General features: G+C 66.7%; 16 protein-coding genes. 7 read left to right on the plus strand and 9 right to left on the minus strand.

Annotated elements, in window-relative coordinates; genetic code table 11:
* The first annotated feature begins 5 nt into the window (after nucleotides 1-5).
* Genes ATJ78_RS00115 through ATJ78_RS00125 form a run of 3 tightly spaced genes read left to right on the plus strand, consistent with a single transcriptional unit; the run spans nucleotide 6 to nucleotide 2814 of the window.
* Nucleotides 6-1166 carry a dihydrodipicolinate synthase family protein gene (locus tag ATJ78_RS00115; protein ID WP_098405759.1) on the plus strand — a complete coding sequence of 387 codons (1161 nt, stop codon included), beginning with the start codon at nucleotides 6-8 and terminating at the stop codon, nucleotides 1164-1166.
* The gene (locus tag ATJ78_RS00120; RefSeq protein WP_098405760.1) at nucleotides 1163-2050 is read left to right on the plus strand and encodes a sugar phosphate isomerase/epimerase family protein; all 888 of its coding nucleotides are present in this window, start codon (nucleotides 1163-1165) and stop codon (nucleotides 2048-2050) included. Before ATJ78_RS00115 ends, ATJ78_RS00120 begins: the two co-directional genes overlap by 4 nt.
* Entirely contained in the window at nucleotides 2047-2814 is a 768-nt protein-coding gene (locus ATJ78_RS00125) for a sugar phosphate isomerase/epimerase family protein (protein WP_245836142.1), read from the plus strand. Before ATJ78_RS00120 ends, ATJ78_RS00125 begins: the two co-directional genes overlap by 4 nt.
* Here ATJ78_RS00125 and metE read toward each other — a convergent pair.
* Nucleotides 2811-5162: a 5-methyltetrahydropteroyltriglutamate--homocysteine S-methyltransferase gene (gene metE, locus ATJ78_RS00130; protein ID WP_098405761.1), complete on the minus strand. Its 2352-nt coding sequence runs from the start codon at nucleotides 5160-5162 to the stop codon at nucleotides 2811-2813. The two genes, ATJ78_RS00125 and metE, sit on opposite strands and share 4 nt — an antisense overlap.
* A 250-nt stretch (nucleotides 5163-5412) precedes the next feature.
* Between metE and ATJ78_RS00135 the strand changes: the two genes are divergently transcribed.
* Complete coding sequence (locus ATJ78_RS00135) at nucleotides 5413-6825, plus strand: L,D-transpeptidase family protein (protein ID WP_098405762.1); 1413 nt, start codon at nucleotides 5413-5415, stop codon at nucleotides 6823-6825.
* Nucleotides 6826-6835: 10 nt separating this feature from the next.
* Here the strand turns inward: ATJ78_RS00135 and ATJ78_RS00140 are convergent, their stop codons facing one another.
* From ATJ78_RS00140 to ATJ78_RS00170, 7 genes are all read right to left on the minus strand, one after another.
* Complete coding sequence (locus ATJ78_RS00140; RefSeq protein ID WP_211288399.1) at nucleotides 6836-7822, minus strand: LacI family DNA-binding transcriptional regulator; 987 nt, start codon at nucleotides 7820-7822, stop codon at nucleotides 6836-6838.
* 168 nt (nucleotides 7823-7990) lie between these two features.
* Complete coding sequence (gene yjfF, locus ATJ78_RS00145; protein WP_098405764.1) at nucleotides 7991-9022, minus strand: galactofuranose ABC transporter, permease protein YjfF; 1032 nt, start codon at nucleotides 9020-9022, stop codon at nucleotides 7991-7993.
* A complete protein-coding gene (locus tag ATJ78_RS00150) occupies nucleotides 9019-10056 on the minus strand; it encodes an ABC transporter permease (RefSeq protein WP_245836143.1) in 1038 nt (345 codons plus the stop codon). Before ATJ78_RS00150 ends, yjfF begins: the two co-directional genes overlap by 4 nt.
* Nucleotides 10053-11594 carry a sugar ABC transporter ATP-binding protein gene (locus ATJ78_RS00155; protein ID WP_098405765.1) on the minus strand — a complete coding sequence of 514 codons (1542 nt, stop codon included), beginning with the start codon at nucleotides 11592-11594 and terminating at the stop codon, nucleotides 10053-10055. Before ATJ78_RS00155 ends, ATJ78_RS00150 begins: the two co-directional genes overlap by 4 nt.
* A gap of 62 nt (nucleotides 11595-11656) precedes the next feature.
* Nucleotides 11657-12640, minus strand: a complete 984-nt coding sequence (locus tag ATJ78_RS00160; RefSeq protein WP_098405766.1) for an ABC transporter substrate-binding protein — start codon at nucleotides 12638-12640, stop codon at nucleotides 11657-11659.
* Nucleotides 12641-12871: 231 nt separating this feature from the next.
* On the minus strand, nucleotides 12872-14149 hold the full coding sequence (locus ATJ78_RS00165; RefSeq protein WP_098405767.1) for a sugar ABC transporter ATP-binding protein: 1278 nt from the start codon (nucleotides 14147-14149) through the stop codon (nucleotides 12872-12874).
* On the minus strand, nucleotides 14149-15162 hold the full coding sequence (locus ATJ78_RS00170; RefSeq protein ID WP_098405768.1) for a LacI family DNA-binding transcriptional regulator: 1014 nt from the start codon (nucleotides 15160-15162) through the stop codon (nucleotides 14149-14151). The genes ATJ78_RS00165 and ATJ78_RS00170 overlap by 1 nt, the downstream gene beginning before the upstream one ends.
* 136 nt (nucleotides 15163-15298) lie before the next feature.
* Between ATJ78_RS00170 and ATJ78_RS00175 the strand changes: the two genes are divergently transcribed.
* On the plus strand, nucleotides 15299-15754 hold the full coding sequence (locus tag ATJ78_RS00175) for a MarR family winged helix-turn-helix transcriptional regulator (protein ID WP_169923342.1): 456 nt from the start codon (nucleotides 15299-15301) through the stop codon (nucleotides 15752-15754).
* Complete coding sequence (locus ATJ78_RS00180; protein WP_098405769.1) at nucleotides 15751-16383, plus strand: hypothetical protein; 633 nt, start codon at nucleotides 15751-15753, stop codon at nucleotides 16381-16383. Before ATJ78_RS00175 ends, ATJ78_RS00180 begins: the two co-directional genes overlap by 4 nt.
* Here ATJ78_RS00180 and ATJ78_RS00185 read toward each other — a convergent pair.
* The gene (locus ATJ78_RS00185) at nucleotides 16359-17753 is read right to left on the minus strand and encodes an MFS transporter (protein WP_245836144.1); all 1395 of its coding nucleotides are present in this window, start codon (nucleotides 17751-17753) and stop codon (nucleotides 16359-16361) included. The genes ATJ78_RS00180 and ATJ78_RS00185 overlap by 25 nt on opposite strands.
* A 52-nt stretch (nucleotides 17754-17805) precedes the next feature.
* Here ATJ78_RS00185 and soxR point away from each other — a divergent pair, with 52 nt between their 5' ends.
* Nucleotides 17806-18288 (plus strand): redox-sensitive transcriptional activator SoxR, encoded by a 483-nt coding sequence (soxR, locus tag ATJ78_RS00190; RefSeq protein WP_434061477.1) that lies wholly within the window; start codon nucleotides 17806-17808, stop codon nucleotides 18286-18288.
* The last annotated feature ends 3 nt before the right edge of the window (nucleotides 18289-18291 follow it).

Here is an 18291-nt window from a genome sequence, read left to right on the forward strand (position 1 = left end):
CGACGATGACCGACTTCACCCTTCTCGACGCGGCGGGCACTGTCACCACCGCGCCCGTCAACCCCGCGCCCGGCTACAGCAAGCCGAGCAGCGCGCTCTCGGCGCGCACCGCCTTTGCGGCATCCCATGTCATTCCCCACGCGTGGGCAGACAACACGCCGGGCCAGCCAGCAGAGATCGACTGGGATACCACCCTCGCCTTTCGGCACCACGTGTGGTCGTGGGGGCTCGGAGTCGCCGACGCCATGGACACGGCCCAGCGCAATATGGGGCTGGATGCTGCCGCGACGCGTGAGCTCATCAGACGCAGCGCCGCAGAAGCAGAGACGGTCGGCGGCGCTCTCGTCGTCGGCGTCAACACCGATCACGTTGACGACGCCGTGATCTCGATCGAGCAGATCATCGACGCCTACACGGAGCAGCTGCACACCGCTGAGGATGCCGGCGCGGGCGTCGTGCTCATGTGCAGCCGACACTTGGCACGCGCCGCTTCGTCTGCCGCCGACTACGAGCGCGTCTACAGCGCGGTGCTCGAGGCCGCGTCGACGCCCGTCGTGCTGCACTGGCTCGGCGAAGCGTTCGACCCCGAACTGCGCGGCTACTTCGGGGCGTCCGACTGGCGCACGGCATCCGATACGGTGGTGCGCATCATCGAAGCGAGCGGCGGACGCGTGAGCGGCATCAAGATGAGCCTTCTCAATGCGGAGTCCGAGATCTCCGTGCGGCGCCGGCTCCACGAGGGATGCACCATGTTCACGGGCGACGACTTCAACTACGTCGGCCTCATCGCCGGCGACGAGCAGGGGCACTCCGACGCGCTACTCGGTGCGTTCGCGGCCGTTGCGCCGTCAGCATCCGCCGCGATTCAGGCGCTGGATGCTGGAGACGCAGCGCGCTTCCACAGCATCCTCGAGCCGACTGAGGCGCTCTCGCGGCAGATCTTCGCCACTCCAACGTTCTACTACAAGACGGGCGTCGCGTTCCTGTCGTGGCTCAACGGCCACCAGCCGGCGTTCTCGATGGTGGGCGGCCTGCAGTCGGCGCGCAGCCTGCCACACCTCTCCGAGATCGTGCGCCTCGCCAACGCATCGGGCGCGCTCGAGCGTCCGGAACTCGCCGCCGCCCGCTGGAACGGGCTTCTCGCGCTGAACGGAGTCACCGCATGACGCACCCACGGCTGTCGCTCAACCAGGCGACGATCAAGTACGCCGACCTTGCGACGGCGCTGAACGTCACCCGCGATGCCGGTTACACGAGCATCGGAACCTGGCGTGAGCCCGTGCAGGAGGTCGGCCTTGCTCGCGCCATCGAGCTCGTGAAGGCATCGGAGCTGCGCGTCTCGAGCCACTGCCGCGGCGGGTTCTTCACGGTGCCCGAGGGCGGTGTGCGCCGCGCCTCGATCGACGACAACCGCGTCGCGATCGACGAGACCGCCGCGCTGGCCGCTGCGGGGGCGCCGGGGTCCCGGGCCGCGCTCGTTCTGGTTGCGGGCGGACTTCCCGACGGCTCCCGCGATCTCGCCGGGGCACGCGAGCGCGTGGGCGATGCTCTCGCCGAGCTCGTCGAGCATGCGACAGCATCCGGTGTTCAGCTCGCGATCGAACCGCTGCATCCCATGTACGCGTCTGACCGGGCCGTCGTCTCGACGCTCGGCCAGGCTCTCGACATCGCCGAACGCTTTCCGGCCGACGCTGTCGGCGTCGTCGTCGACACGTTCCACGTGTGGTGGGATCCGCAGCTGCTTTCGCAGGTTGCGCGCGCGGGTGCGAGCGGGCGCATCGCCAACTACCAGGTGTGCGATTGGGCGACGCCGCTTCCCGCCGATGTGCTGCTCGCCCGGCATTATCCGGGCGACGGCGTCATCGACTTCGCCAGCATCACGCGCGCGGTCAACGACGCGGGCTACGCGGGCGACATCGAGGTGGAGATCTTCAATCAGGTGGTCTGGGACACGGATGCTGCTGAGGCAGCCGCGCGCACGGCAACGGCGTTCGACGCAGCTGTGGCACCATATCTGACCGGGCAGCTCCACGACCTGGAGGTTTCGTGACAGCACACATTCGCGCCGGGCTGTGCTCGGTGACGTTCCGCGCGATGAGCACCGACGAGGTCATCGCCGCCGCCCGTGACGCGGAGCTCGAGTCGATCGAGTGGGGAACGGGAGAGGGCGAGCACCTCGTTCCCGGCGACCGCGAGGCCGCGCGACGCCTCGGCGAGCGCACTCGCGCGGCAGGACTCGCCGTGGCGTCTCTTGGCGGGTACTACCGATGCGGCGACGACGAGAGCATCGCTCCGCTTCTCGACTCGGCTGTCGCGGCCGGAGCTTCGCGTGTGCGGGTTTGGGCGGGGTCGGTCGGCTCCGCTGAGGCCGACGAGCACGAGCGCCACCGCATCGCGAGCCGGCTTCGGGATGCTGTCGGGCAGGCAGCCGCGCAGGGCATCGAGCTTGCGCTGGAGTACCACGGCCGAACGCTCACCGACACCGCTGCATCGACCCTCTCCCTTCTTGAGAGCGTCGGCATGCCGCAGCTGTCGTCGTATTGGCAGCCGACGCAGGGCGCCACCGACGATGCCGCGCTGGCCGAGCTCGACGCGATTGCTCCGCACGTGTCGACGCTTCACGTATTCTCGTGGTGGCCCATGGCCGAGCGGCTTCGGCTCTCTGAGCGCGACGATCTCTGGCAGCGGGTGTTCGCGCGAGCGGCATCCTTCCCCCGCATCACCGACGCGCTGCTCGAGTTCTTCCCGAACGATGACCCGGCGCTACTGCCCGCAGAGGCTGCGACGCTGCGTTCCTGGCTCGACGCCGCTTAGCGCGTTGTGGCTTCTGCCCGGTCGGCGAGCCGTGCCCGCACGCGCTGCGCGGCCTCGACGAGGTTGCCGAGCGCGGGCGTTGCCTCGGCGTACGTGCGCGCCGAGAGACCGCAGTCGGGGCTCACCCACAGCCGGTCTGCGCCAACGACCTCGAGCGCCGCGGCCAGGCGCTCCTCGATCTCGGTGACCGCGGGAATGCGGGGCGAGCGTACGTCGTAGACACCGGGCGAGACGTCACGCTCTGCTCTGCCGGCGGCGCGGAGACCCTCGATGCCTTGTGTGCCGGCTCGCCCCGCTTCAAAGCCCGTGACGTCGGCGTCGAGGCGCGCAATGGCAGCGGCAACGGCACCGGGATCCGACGTGCACACGTGCGCGTGCACCTGTGTCTGCGGCCTGGCCCCCGCTGTCGCCAAGACGAAGGCCCGCACGGCCCAGTCGCTGCCGAGGTCGGACGAGCCGCTCGCGAGTCGTTCCGCGAGCGCGGGCTCGTCGACCTGCACAATCTGCAGTCCGGCTCGCTCGAGGTCGGCGATCTCGTCGCGCAGCACGAGGGCAATCTGCTCGGCCGTGTCGGCGAGCGGTTGATCGTCGCGCACGAACGACAGCGACAGCAGCGTCGCCGGGCCCGTCAGCATCCCCTTCAACGGCTTGCGCGTGAGGCTCTGCGCGTATCGTGTCCAGGCCACCGTGATGGGGCGAAGGCGCGACACGTCGCCCCACAGTATGGCCGGCCGCACGCAGTCGCCTGCGGTCGTCTGCACCCAGCCGTTGCGCGTGAGCTCGAATCCTTCGAGGTTCTCGGTGAAGAACGTCACCATATCGGCACGTTCCGCCTCACCGTGCACGAGCACGTCGAGGCCCAGATGCTCCTGAACGGCGATGATGTCGGCGATCGCCTGCTTCATCGCCGACACGTATTTCTCTGCGCTGTCGATGCCGCTCGAGTACCGCGCCCGCGCCGCGCGAATCTCGTCGGTCTGCGGAAAGGCCCCGATCGTCGACGTGGGCAGCGGCGGCAGCCCGAGTGTCGTGCGCTGCACATCGCGTCGCTCGGTGTATGGCACTCTCGTGCGCGTCTCGGCGGTGACGGTCGCGACACGCTCACGCACGGCGGCGTCTCTGACTCCGGGGGCAGATGTGCGGTCACCGAGGGCGGCGGATGCTGCGCGCAGCTCGCTCGCGACAGCCGCAGATCCGAGGGCGAGGCCCCGCGCCACGACCGCGACCTGCTCGACCTTCTGATCGGCGAACGCGAGCCAGCGGGCGACGCGCGCATCGAGCTCTGGCTCGTTGGCCACATCGTGCGGAACGTGAATGAGGCTCGACGAGGTCGACACGGCGACCGAGCGCGTGAGCCGCCGGACGTCGGCGGCCACCTCGAGCGCTCTCGCGAGATCGCCGCGCCAGACATTGCCCCCATCGATGACGCCGGCGACGATGGTCTTCTCGGCCACGCGGGCGCGCGTGAGGTTGTCGAGCCGGCTCGGCAGCTCGCCGCTCACGAGGTCGACCCCGATCGCCTCGACGCGCGTCGGCGCAAGCGCGGCGAGCGCGTCGCCGATAGAGCCGTACGCTGTCGCGACAAAGAGGTGCGGCCTGCCGGCGGCTGCCCCGAGCGCGGTGTAGGCGGACTGTGCGGCGGCGAGAGTGCGCTCTGACACCCCCTCGCCGACGAGAGCCGGCTCGTCGAGCTGCACCCACTCGGCTCCGGCGTGCCGCAGCTTCGCCAGCAGCTCTGCGTATACGGGAACCACGTCGGCAAGCCTCGAAAGCGGGTTGAAGCCCACGGGCGCGCCCGCGTCGGCCGTGCTCAGCCTCAGCAGCGTGACGGGCCCGACGATCACGGGTCGTGTCGTGTAGCCTGCGGCACGCGATTCGCTGAGATCGCGCACGAACTGCTGGGCGTTGAGCATGAATCGCGTCGTAGGCCCGATTTCCGGCACAAAGTGGCGATACAGCGAACCGAACCACGCCGCCGTGTTGAGAGGCGGAGCGTTCTCGGTGCCACGGGCAAGCATGAGGGATGCTGTCGACGCATCGCCGCCTGGATCGATCGCCTCGCCGAAGCGCCGCGGAATCGCGCCGACCGCGACCGCCGCATCGACAACATGATCGACGAGCGAGAACGACTCGGGGATCGACGAGTCGGCAGGCTGCAGTCCGAGCTGCACGAGACGCTCGCGTGCGGCGGAGCGGATGGCGTCTGCTTCAGCGCGAAGCTCAGCGACGCTGAGCCGACCCTGAGCGTGCGCTGTGAGCGCTGCAGTGAGTTCGCGTCGGCGCCCGAGACGGGGATAGCCCAGTACCATCCCCGCCGGAAAGGCGTGTGAGCGTGATCCTCCCTGCATGGTGTGAAACTACTTCAGAACCGAATCCGACCGTCGCCATGTGTCGCAATGTTTCTGCGACCTCGCCTCGCCTTGGCGAAGAATCCTTGATTCAGGCGCCGTGGCGACAGGCAGCGGATCGCGCTTCTTTGCAGACAACGCTGTGATTGTTCTCACTTCGTGATACGGAATACCCAGGCACTGCGCTGCGCTCACTTACCATAGAGGGGCACTTGCGCGCGCATGCGGCGCGCCATTTGGGGGATAGAACATGACAGCTTCGGCAGGAAAGGGCACCACTGCCCTGTCGATCGACGACTCGAAGAAGTCCAGACGCAAGCGCCGGGGGCTGCGCTTGGGACTCGGCATCGGAATTCCGGGCGGACTCATCGTCGCTGCCGCAGCTGCAAGCTCAGTGCTGCTCATCGCCCCGGGAGTGAGCGCCGCTGGCGCGACGGTCGGCTGGCACACCGCCGACTTCGCCGCCGAGGCCGTCTCAGAGCAGCTCGCCGCGAGCGAGATCACGATCACCAGCGAGTCCGGCAGCGTCACGCTCACGGGTGCCGAGCTCGGGCTCAGCGTCGACGCGGCATCCGTCGCCTCCTCCGCGCACGACTCGCGCCCCCTGTGGAACGTCACGACCTGGAACTCCGGCCCCGTCCCCGTGACCATCTCCGTTGACGACGACGCCGCACTCGACGCGCTGCGCGACGCCGCTCCCGACGTCTACACGATTCCCGAGAATGCTTCGCTCACATACGATGCCAAGGCCGTTGCATACACGGTCGTCGATGCTGTTCCGGGCGTCGGCCTTGACTTCGACGCGTTTGCCGCAGACCTCTCGCGCGTGCTCAGCACAGGCACGGACGACGACATCACGGTGACGGCCACCTTCAACGAGGTTCAGCCCCCCATCACGACGGCAATCGCGACGACCGAAGCAGAGTCGCTCAACACCATGCTCGCGACGGCAGGGTTCTACGTCGACGACACGAAGGTCGTCGGAGTCAAGCCAGCGACCGTCGCCTCGTGGCTCACGGTCGAGAACATCGACGACGCCGTGCACGTGTACGCCGACGCAAGCGCGATCGAGCCCGTCGTGGCGACGCTTCCCGAGAAGGTGAATCGCGAGGCCGTCGACGAGAAGATCGTGACGAATTCGGCCGGTACGCACTTGCGCACGATTCAGGAGGGCAAAGACGGCTGGAAGCTCGACGGCACAGACGGCATCGCCGCTGCCTACGCCGAGCAGCTCGCGTCGGGCAACGGAAAGTACCAGCTCGAGGTGACCACAGACCCCGCAGAGTCCATTGAGCTCTTCCGCACGGTCGAGGTCGACAAGAGCGCGGGCAAGGTCATCATGTACGAGAACGACAAGGTCGTCGCCACGTACGCTGTCGCGATCGGCAAGCCGTCAACGCCGACAGACGAGGGCCACTTCACGGTGTACGGACAGCTTACGCAGCAGGACATGGGCTGTGTTCCCGGGTACGACTACTGCACCAAGGACGTGCCGTGGGTCACGTACTTCAATGGCGACCAGGGATTCCACGGAACCTACTGGCACAACAACTTCGGAGCGGGCGCCATGATGAGCCATGGCTGCGTCAACATGACGATCGCCGCAGCCAAGCACATGTACTACTTTGCCCAGACGGGAACCGAGGTCTGGGTTCACGCCTGATCGCGCGCCGCTACTCTGAACGCGAGCGCGTCGACTCACGCTCGATCACGCTCGGCGTGATCGCCGTGCGCGGCAGTTCGGCGTCGTCGTCGAGCTGAGCAAGCACTGTGGCCATGACGTCGCGCCCCAGCCTGACGAAATCCTGCCGGACCGTCGTGAGCGGGGGCGAGAAGTGCGCGGCCTCGGGAATGTCGTCGAATCCGACGATCGACACATCGCCCGGCACCGAGAGACCACCGTCACGCAAGCTGTGAATGACCCCGAGCGCCATCTGGTCGTTCGCCACGAAAACCGCCGTCGCCGGTGAGGTGCGCAGCGACTGCCCGTGCAGGTAGCCACTCGCCGGCGACCAGTCCCCCGTAAGCACAGGGGTGGCCACGAGGCCGCGCGCCGACAGCTCGTCGCGCCACCCGCGCACTCGCTCGCGCGCCTCAAGGGACTGCTCAGGACCGGAGACGTGACGAATGTCGACGTGTCCGAGTTCTGCGAGGTGCGCAACGGCGGCGCGCGCTCCCGCGTAATGGTCGATCGCGACGGATGCTGCGGAGCCTTCCTCGTGCGGCGCGACGACGATGAGTGGCACACCCAGTTCTTCGTGGGCGAGCGATGCGACGTCTTTCGCAGTCGAGGCGATGAGCACGATCGCCTCGACGTTCTGCCGAAGCAGCAGTTCCGCTGCGGAGCGCAGCGCCGCGGCATCCGCCTCGAGCATGCTGGCGATGCTCACCGCGTAGCGTGCCTCGCGCGCGGCCTCGTTGAAGTAGAGCAGCGTGCTCGACGGCCCGTAGTCGGGTCCGCCCGTTTGAATGAGGCCGATCGTGCGCGAACGCCGCGTGACGAGGGCCCGTGCCGCTTGCGACGGCGTGTAGCGCAGTTGCGCGATGGCCTTCTCGACGCGCTCGCGCGTTGACGGACGAACATTCGGCAGATCGTTGAGCACGCGCGACACGGTCTGGTGCGACACTCCCGCGAGCCGGGCGACGTCGAAGATGGTCACGGCGCGCGCCTTGCCTTCGTCCGCGACTACCACCTGTCTCTCGTCCCCTCGTCGGTGAAGCTGCTGCGTGTGCTCGGGCGGGCCAGGTTCGGGCACGCATGCTCAGAATATCGCGGGGCGCGACAGCATCCGGGTCTCGCCCGTGCTCTGCGCGACTCGATCACCCGGTTATCCACGCCGCAGCGTCAGGATCTTCTGCAGCACGATGAAGATGAGCAGCAGCGCGCCGATGAAGATCTTGGTCCACCACGAGGTGAGCGAGCCGTCGAAGGTGATGAGCGTCTGAATGGTTCCCAGCACGAGCACGCCCAGCACGGAGCCGAGCACCGAGCCGTAGCCTCCGGTCAGGAGGGTTCCGCCGATGACGACGGCGGCGATCGCGTCGAGCTCGGTGCCCACCGCCGTCAGCGCATAGCCCGAGAGCGTGTAGAACGTGTAGAGCACGCCGGCGAGCCCCGAGCAGAACCCGGAGATCGCGTACACGATCACCTTCGTGCGTGCCACGGGAAGGCCCATGAGCCTGCTCGATGCCTCGGAGCCGCCGATCGCGTAGACGGTGCGCCCGAACCGGGTGTAGCGCAGCACGACGAGGGCGACGATCACGATGGCAACGGCGACGATCACGCTCGGAGTGACGCTCAGACCGAGAAAGCGCAGGCGCGTCTGACCGAGCACCGTGAAGAATGGAGCATCGATCGAGATCGACTTGGCGCTGATCACGTAGCAGAGACCCCGCGCAAGAAACATGGCCGCGAGCGTCGCGATGAACGGCTGAATGTCGAAGTAGTGCACCATCACGCCGACCAGCAGCCCGAGCACGGTCGTCGAGACCAGAATCAGCGGAATGACGACTCCCGCGGGCGCTCCCGATTGGGCGAGCGAAGCGGCCATCATGGTGGCCAGCGCCAGCACGGCGCCGACCGAGAGGTCGATTCCCGCGGTCAAGATCACGAACGTCATGCCGACCGCGAGCACAACGAGGTGCGCGTTGTCGATGAGCAGGTTCACGACGATCTGCGGGTTGCTGAATCCGCGGTACTGCGACATGCCATAGGCGAACATGCCCACGAGCAGCAGGGCCGTGACGATGATCGGTCCGTACTTGGGGTTGGCGAAGGCATCCCGGATGCTGCGAAGCGCACTGCTTGGACGCGTGGCGTTCACGGGTGCGGACTCGCTTCTTCTGCGTGTGAGAGTCATGACGACGCGACCTCCGTGCTCAGTGCCCGGCGTCGTCGCCAGGCGTTCAGATACTCGGCCGTCTTCGGTGACTGCAGCAGGCAGACGGCGGCGACGACGGCCGCTTTGAAGACCATCGTCACGATCGGCGGAATGCCCACCGTGTACACGGTCGTGACGAGAGTTTGAATGACGAGGGCGCCGACGACCGTGCCCCACAACGAGTAGCGGCCACCCATGAGCGATGTTCCGCCGATCACGACGGCGAGAATGGCATCGAGCTCGATGAAGAGCCCGGTGTTGTTGGCGTCAGCGGCCGTCTGGCTGCTCGTCAGAATGAGCCCAGCGACGCACGCGCACAGGGCGCTGAAGACGTACACGAGAATGAGCAGTCCTCTCGCCCGGATTCCCGCCATACGGCTGGCTCGCGGGTTGATTCCCGTCGACTCGATGAACAGTCCCAGTGCCGTCCTGCGCGTGAGCAGACCCGCGAATGCGACGGTGACAGCTGCCGCGACCACGGCGAAGGGAACCCCGAAGATCACGCCAGAGCCGAGAAACCCGAAGGACTCGCTCGATACCGTGATGATCTGCCCCTTGGTGATGAGCATCGCGATGCCGCGCCCCGCCGTCATGAGAATGAGCGTGGCCACGATGGGCTGAATGCCGATCACCGCGACGAGCGCACCGTTCCAGACGCCGAGCACGCACGACACAGCGATCGCTGTGACGATCGCGACGATCGTCGTCCCGACGCTGTCGGGATTCGGCGATCCAAGGATGATCGCCGCAGCGACCGCGCCCGCAATCGCGCACACCGATCCGACCGAGAGGTCGATGCCCTGCGTCGCGATGACGAGCGTCATGCCGATCGCGATCATGAGCGTCGGCGATCCGTTGCGCAGAATGTCGATGACGCTGCCATACAGGGCGCCTTCGCGAATCTGAATCGTGAAGAATCCGGGAAACGCGATGACGTCGATCACCAGCAGGGCGACCAGCATCGCCAGGGGCCAGAACAGTGTCGACGATGTGATGCGCTTGAGCAGGGTCACGATGCGTCCTCCAGGTCTCGTCCGTCGGCGATGACGGCGAGCACGTCATCTGTCGTGAGGTTGTCGTTGTCGAGAACGGCGACGAGACGCCGGTCGCGCATGACGGCGACGCGATGGCTTAATCGCAGAACCTCGTCGAGTTCTGCGGAGATGTAGATCACTCCCATGCCGTTCTCTGCCAGGTTCACGACGAGCTTCTGGATCTCTGCCTTCGCGCCGACGTCGATTCCTCGCGTGGGCTCGTCGAGCACGAGAAGGCGAGGCGCGATGGCGAGCCACCGTGCGAGCAGCACCTTCTGCTGGTTTCCGCCCGAAAGCGTGCGCACGAGAGCATCCGGATTCGCCGGCCTGATGCCGAGGGCGCTGATATAGCTCTCGACGAGCTCGGCACGACGCTTTGCCGAGATCGGCCGAAACCACCCGCGGTCGGCCTGAAGGGCCAGAACGATGTTGTCCCGGATGCTGAGATCGCCGAGGATGCCTTCGGCGCGCCGGTCTTCGCTCGCGTACACGACGCGGTCGGCGAGCGCCCGGCGCGGTGTTCGAAACTTCACGGTCTTACCGGCGAACGTGATGGTTCCAGTGTCGGGACGGTCGATCCCCGTGAGAAGGCGCGCGAGCTCGGTGCGTCCCGAACCGAGCAGACCGGCGAAGCCGACCACCTCGCCTTCGAGCACACTGATGTCGGCGGGCTGAACAGCGCCGCGTCTGCCCAGGTTCTTGGCGTCGATGATCGCGGCGACGTCAGCGTTCTGCGACTCGTCGGCGTCGTCCGACGAGCGCTGGTCAATGGCATCGAGAACCGTGATCTCCTTACCGATCATCTTCTGCACGAGATCGATGCGCAGCAGCTCATCTGTGCGGTACTCCCCCTCGAACCGGCCGTTGCGCAGCACGGTGAGCCTGTCGGAGATCTCATAGACCTGATCGAGGAAGTGCGAGACGAAGAGGATCGCGACGCCGTCGTCTTTGAGCGCGCGAATGATGCGGAAGAGCTCTTTCACCTCGTCGTTGTCGAGGCTTGAGGTCGGCTCGTCGAGGATCAGCACGCGTGCATTGATGCTGGTTGCCCGCGCGATCGCGACGAGCTGCTGCACGGCGAGCGAGTGCGAGCTCAACAGCGAACCCGGGTCAATGCTGATTCCCATGCGCGCGAGCACGTCGGCGGCCTGCGAGCGGAGTGCCGACCAGTCGATGCGTCCGGCCTTGCGAGGCTCGCGGCCGAGAACGATGTTCTCGGCGACCGTCAGGTTGGGAAGCAGGTTCACCTCTTGGTAGACCGTTGAGATGCCGGCATCCTGAGCCGCGGCCGTCGACGCGAAGCTGACGGCGCGCCCCTCAAGAAGCGTCGTTCCCGAATCGGGACGATACACCCCGGTGAGTGCCTTGATGAGTGTCGACTTTCCTGCGCCGTTCTCGCCCATGAGCGAGTGCACTTCACCTGGGAACATGCGAAAGCTCACCGAATCCAGCGCTTTGACACCGGGGAAGCTGATGGAGATGTCAGACATCTCGACGATGGGTTCCACTGTGGACATCGGGTTCTCTCCCTCTGGAGTCACAGCGTGCCGGGCCCCGTGCGGGACCCGGCACAGCGTGATCAGTACTGGCGGTCGGGAAGGACTTCCTTGGCTTCTTCCTGGGTGAATGTCGTCTCTTCTGTGACGACCCGCTTTTCAACCTCTTCGCCGGCGACGACCTTCTTCACGAGGTCGACGAGCTGGTCTCCCAGCAGAGGGTTGCACTCGACGATGAAGTTGATCTTGCCTTCGGCAAGGGCTGTCATGCCGTCCTTCACGGCGTCAACGGTGATGATCTTGATGTCCTCGCCCGGGGTGAGGCCCGCCTCTTCGATGGCTTCGATCGCGCCGAGACCCATGTCGTCGTTGTGCGAGTAGATCACGTCGACGTCGGGGTTCGACTTGAGCAGCGCCTCGGTCACCTGCTTGCCTCCGGCGCGCGTGAAGTCACCGGTCTGCGATGCGACGATCTCGAACTTGGAGTCGTCTTTGATCACCTCGGCGAAACCCTCGGCTCGGTCGATCGCCGGAGCGGCGCCGGTCGTGCCCTCGAGCTGGATGATCTTCACGGGATCATCGGAGTCGGCGTATTCTTCCACGAGCCAGTTTCCGGCTTTCTTCCCCTCTTCGACGAAGTCGCTGCCGAGGAACGTCATGTACAGCGATTCGTCCTCGGAATCGACGGCGCGGTCGGTCAGGATCACGGGGATTCCGGCGTCTTTCGCTTCTTGAAGCACGGCATCCCAGCCTGACTCGACAACGGGTGAGAACGCGATGACATCGACGCCCTGCGAGATGTACGAACGGATCGCCTTGATCTGGTTCTCCTGCTTCTGCTGCGCGTCAGAGAACTTCAGCTCGATTCCCGCGTCCTCGAATGCCCGCTTGACGTCTTTGGTGTTCGCCGTTCGCCATCCGCTCTCGGCACCGACCTGGGCGAAGCCGACGATGATGTCCTCCGGCGCCTTGTCCCCGCCGCTCCCTCCGGATGCTGCCGCGGAGCATCCCGTCAAAGCGAGCAGCACTGCGCCAGCGGCCGCGAGCCCGGTCACAAACTTCTTCACACTAAACCTCCTTGTTCAGCTGGCCATCGTGGCCGCGTTGGCACCTATTCGTGGTCGTCGGTGCTTGCCAGAATGTTAGCGCTCACAATCGCGACAGAACAAGACGCGAACATTACGAATAGGTAACGGAGCGCGCCGGTAACGCGTCAAGCGGCAGCGGACTGCGGTGCGAAGATCGGTGGAATGTGAGCGCTCAAAATTCCGGATGCTGCAACGGCTCGCGGTCTCGCGCTAGAGAAGCAAGCCTTGCGCAATGCCCGCAGAAGTGACGTCGCTCCCGGTCAGAGCAGCGCGGATGCGCCCGTGCACGACGAGGAGCGCTTCGTCGGCGATCGCCGCGACATCGACCGCATCGCCCGACACCACGACGGCCTTGCCCGCGCTGGCGAGACGATCGATCATCGTGATCCTCTCGGCGCGCTCGTCAGGTCCGAGCCCGAGCAGAGGCTCAGCGATCAGCACGATGCGCGCAGGCCCGGTTACCAGGGCATCGAGCATGCCATCGAATTGGTCTCGCGACGGCGGCCGGCCGACGCCGACTGCCTGGAGGAGCGACGCCGTCGTGACCGGTCGGTACTCGCGCGCGGCATCGATCATGCCGGTGCGCGCAAGAGTTCGAAGCCGCTCGGCAGAGACCCGGCTGGGAACCCCGCCGACAAAGCCCACCTCGTAGGTCAGCGGATGCTCGGTCGTGAACACGACTCCGCGCTCGGCGCACGCGTCGCGCGTCAGCCCGCTGATGTCGGCGCCCGAGGCGAACACGCCACCCGCGGTGATCTCGCCGTACCCCCGGCCGCTCAGACTCGCGAGCAGCTCATGAGCGTGCGCCCCCGAGATCCCGATGACGGCGCCGGCGCGTGCGGTGAACGAGACGTCGTCGAACATCACACGATCGCGCTGGACGGGGTGCATGACGTGCAGTTGGCGCACCTCGAGAAGCACGTCGCCCGGCACGCGTGCGGGCGCGGCGGGCTGGGCAGCGGCGATGCCGAGCGCGGACGCTATGGCGACAGCATCCGTTGGGTCGAATGGCCCGGAAACCCTGCCCTCGTGGTTGACGAGCACGCTCTCGACACCGCGGTTCAGCTCGTCGAGCGTTGTGAGTGCGATGACGATGGGAATCCGCTCGGCGGCGAGGGACACGGCATGCTGCCAGCGCACGGTCTCGGACTCCGACAGCTCTTCGCCTGTATCGTCGATGAGCACGGCAGGTTCTCCGCGAAGACGAGCGACGGCAACGGCGCGAGCCAGCTGCACGCGACGGCAGTCAACGACGCTGTAGTCGCTCAGCGGAGAGCGCACGTCGTCCGTCCACCCGACCGCCGCGAGGTGCTCTGCTGCGCGAGACTCAAGCTCGCGCCGCCTGATGAACCCGAGGCGCGTCGGTTCGATTCCGAGCATGACGTTCTCGGCGACACTCTGATGAGGGCTCGGGGCACCTCCGGGCGCTATGCGGTGACCCTCGAGCGCCTCGGGTATTCCGCCGAGCACTGCCTGGAACTGCGTCATCAGAGCCCTGCCGTGGATTGCCGCACGATGAGCCGCGGCTCGATCGTATCGATGGGCATGCTTCCCGCCTCGCCGATGTCGTCAAGGAGCCGCGACACCGCTCGGCGACCGAGCTCGGTGAAGTCCTGGCGCACGGTCGTGAGCGGCGGCCAGAAGTGCCGCGCTTCGGGAATGTCGTCGAATCCGACGACGGAGAGATCGCGGGGAATGTCGAGTCCGCCTTCGCGCAGTGCGTGGAAGAGCCCGAGCGCCATCTGGTCGTTCCCCGAAAACACGGCGGTGATGCCTCGGTCAGCCAGCAACCGCTGCCCGACGCTGTAGCCGAAGTCCGACGACCAGTCGCCGACGATCGGCTCGTCTGCGACAAGACCGTGATCGGCCATCTCGTCGAGAAACCCGCGCGTGCGCGCTCGCGCTTCGATCCAGTCCTGCGGCCCGGCAAGGTGCGCGATGCGGCGATGGCCGCGCTCGATGAGGTGTCTCGTCGCCTGCCGCGCCCCCGCCACCTGGTCGACGGCGATCACATGCTGGTCTGAGTCGTCTCGCTGATGCACGGCGACGAAAGGCACGTCGAGCTGCAGCAGGTGAACGGCGTTGAGAACGCGCACCTGAGGGGCGACGATGACGATGCCGTCGACGGCCTGGTTCAAGAGATGGTCGAGACCCGCCCGAATCGACGTGTCGTCAGCGCCCGCGAGATTGACGGTGCTCGCGGAAAAGCCACGATCCTTCGCGGCGTTCTCAATACCCTCGATCATCGTCGCGGGTCCGTACTCCGAGCGGTGCGACGCGAGCACGCCGATCGTGTGCGATCTGCTCGTCACGAGGGCGCGCGCCGCGCGATTGGGGCGGTAGTTCAGCGTCGCCATCGCCTCGAGAACGCGCCGCTTGGTCTCGTCGCGCAGACTCGGATGGTCGTTGATGACGCGCGAGACGGTCTGATGGCTGACTCCTGCTGCCTTGGCGACGTCTCGCATGTTCGTCGCACGCCGCCGCGCGTCGCCCGCTGCCATACGCCTCCTCGTGACCGTCGCTGCGAATCAAACCTATGATGCCGGATGCCGATGTGACAACGTCACATCGGCACAGCGCCGCGAGAGCATCCTGTCGCATTAGTGAACCATGTTCACTATGAGGTAAGGTATCGATATGATCAGCACTCCGCCAACCGCGATTCTCGACCAGGTTCTCGCTCTCGTGACCCTGTTCAGCAGCGACATGGAGCGCAGTGATCGAGAGCTGGGCCTGTCTCCGTCACGCACACACCTGCTCTGGCTGCTGCAGCTCAACGGCCCGCAGACGCAGAGACAGCTCGCCGAGAGCATGACCGTGTCGCCGCGCAACATCACCGGGCTCGTCGACGCGCTCGTCGAGACCGGCTTCGTCACGCGCGAGCCGCACCCCGACGACCGCCGCGCTGTGCTGGTCACCCTGACGACGCACGGCCACGACACCATGACCCGCATGCAGGCAGACCATGAGCAGCTCGCCGACGACCTGCTGCGCGACCTCTCCCCCGACCGCCGCGAGCGCTTCTCTGCCGACGTCGCCACGGTCACGGCAACGCTCGCCCAACTCATCGCCCAACACGAGGCCTCACAATGACGCACCTCCTGCACAACACCTGGCGCGGCATCCGTTTCGCAGTGCTCTATGAATTGCGCATCTACCAGAGCCTGTTCTTCTGGCTCATCCGCAGGCAGCCGACACGCACGCCGACCAGCATCCCCTTCGCCTATGTCGCCTCAGTGATGCCTGCACTGATCGGATTCATCGTCGCTTCGGCGATCGAAGTGCCCGTCGCACATCTGCTGCTGACTCCGTGGCCGCCCGTGCAGATCGGATTTCTCATCGTCGGCATCTGGGGGCTCGTGTGGATGTTCGGGCTCGGCGCCGCCATGACTGTCTACCCGCATACGCTCGACGACGCCGGCATCCACATCAGAAACGGGTTCAACGCGCGCGTCGATGTTCCCTGGAGCGCTGTCGAGTCCGTCACCCTCGAGCAGCGTTCATACGAGAAGAGCCGGCACGTTCAGGTGCACGAGCATGCCGACACGAGGGCACTCTGCCTGACCCACGCGAGCCAGACGACCGTCACCATCACACTGCGTGAGCCCACCGACATCGGTGTCGCCCGGCGGACGGAGCGTGTCACGCACCTGCGCCTGCACGCCGACGAGCCCCGCGACCTCGTCAGGTCGGCTCGTCAGTGGACGTCACGCGTGAGCTGACCCGAGGGGGCAGATGCTGCGACGCGAGGCGCCGCACCGGACGCCGCCGCGGCGAGCAGCACCGTGAGCGCGAAGACCGCAGCAAACGCCCCCTGGCCTGAGCCGATTGACGCGAAGACGATCCCCGTGACCGCGAGCGCGAGCGAGCCGCCGAGGGAGTCGGCGATCGACAGCGCGGAGCTGTTGAACCCCTGCTCGCGCTCGGTCGAGTACTCGAGCATCATGATCGACGTGCGCGGGTACACCAGCCCCATGCCCGCACCGGCCACGCCCCAGCCGACGATGAGCACGACAGGGGAGAGGTGCAGCGCAGCCGTCAGGCACGCGGATGCCGTCGATGCGACGACGAGCAGCGCGCCGACGCGCACGAACACGACGCTCGCGACGCGGTGCCCCAGCCGCCCCTGCACGGCAGACGCGCCCGACCAGCTCAGTGCCGCGAGCGTGAGCGCGAGCCCAGCGATGCTCGGACTGAAGTGGTACTCGCGCGTCAGCAGGTACGGAACATACACCTCGGCGCCGATGAACGCCGCCGACACGAGTCCGCGCAGGGCGATCACCGCGGGAAGCCCTCGCGAGCTGCGCAGCACACCGCGCGGCATCAGACGAGAGGCGGCGGCCAGCGCGACAACGCCGAAGGCGACGGCGAGCAGCCAGCCGCCTCCGGGCGCCCTGCCGAGCAGGCTCAGCCCGAGAACGCCGAGCGCGGCAACAGCCGCAAACATCACCCGCGCGCCGGGAAACGGCACGGCGTCTGCGGTCGGGCGCTCGAGCGAGCGCAACGCGGGAACGATCATGGCGAGCGCAATGGCGACGAGCGCGACGACGCCGAGACAGACCCAGTGCCAGCTGAGGGTCTCGGCAACGAGGCCGGCGATGAACGGCCCGACGATCGACGGCACGACCCAGGCCGCAGCGAACGCGGCGAAGACCTTGGGATGCAGGTCGCCCGGAAACACGCGGGCGACAACGACGTACAGCGCAACCGTGAGGCCGCCGCCCCCGAAGCCCTGCAGCAGCCGGCCTGCAACGAAGATCTCCATCGTTTCGGCGAGTCCGGCGACCAGCAGCCCGACGACGAACGCCGCGACCGCTGTGTAGAGCGGCGGCACCGGCCCGCGCCTGTCGGCCCAGGTCCCCGCCGCGACCATGCCTCCGATGCCCGTCGCGAGCGGACCTGCGAATGCGAGCGCATAGAGCGCTTCGCCGTCGAGGTCTGCGCTCACGACGGGCATGACGGTTGTGACCGCGAGGGATTCGAACGCCGAGAAGAAGACGAGCGCGACCGTTCCCGTCGTCACCCAGCGATATCTTCTTTTCAGGATCCCGGTCGCTTCGCGACTCTCGGCGCTGATTCCCTCGTCTGACACAACCACAAACCTAGAACCTCAACTATGGTTGAGGTCAAGAGGGTGAGGGAGGATGCTGCGTATGCCGCAGATTCCGGGAGGAAAACACCACGATCTGACGATCGGCGAGCTGTCGAAGCGCAGCGGCGTCACAGCATCCGCTCTGCATTTCTACGAACGCAACGGGCTCATCACCGCCGAGCGCACGAGCGGAAATCAGCGCCGCTATCGGCGAGATACGCTGCGGCGCGTGGCGTTCATTCGCACGTCGCAGCGCGTGGGCATGTCGCTCGCCGATATCAGGGCCGCGCTCGACTCGCTGCCCGACGGCAGAACCCCGACGAAGCGCGATTGGGCACGCTTGTCTGCCGGGTGGCGACGGCAGCTCGACGACCGCATCGCCGCGCTGCAGCATCTGCGCAACGACCTCGACGGCTGTATCGGCTGCGGCTGCCTGAGCCTCAAGAACTGCGCACTGCAGAACCCCGACGACGCCCTTGGAGAGGCGGGCGCCGGTCCCCGGCGGTGGCCGGACGTCGCTCCCCCGCCCGCGTAACTG

Source organism: Paramicrobacterium agarici, from assembly GCF_002563955.1.
GTDB lineage: Bacteria > Actinomycetota > Actinomycetes > Actinomycetales > Microbacteriaceae > Paramicrobacterium > Paramicrobacterium agarici.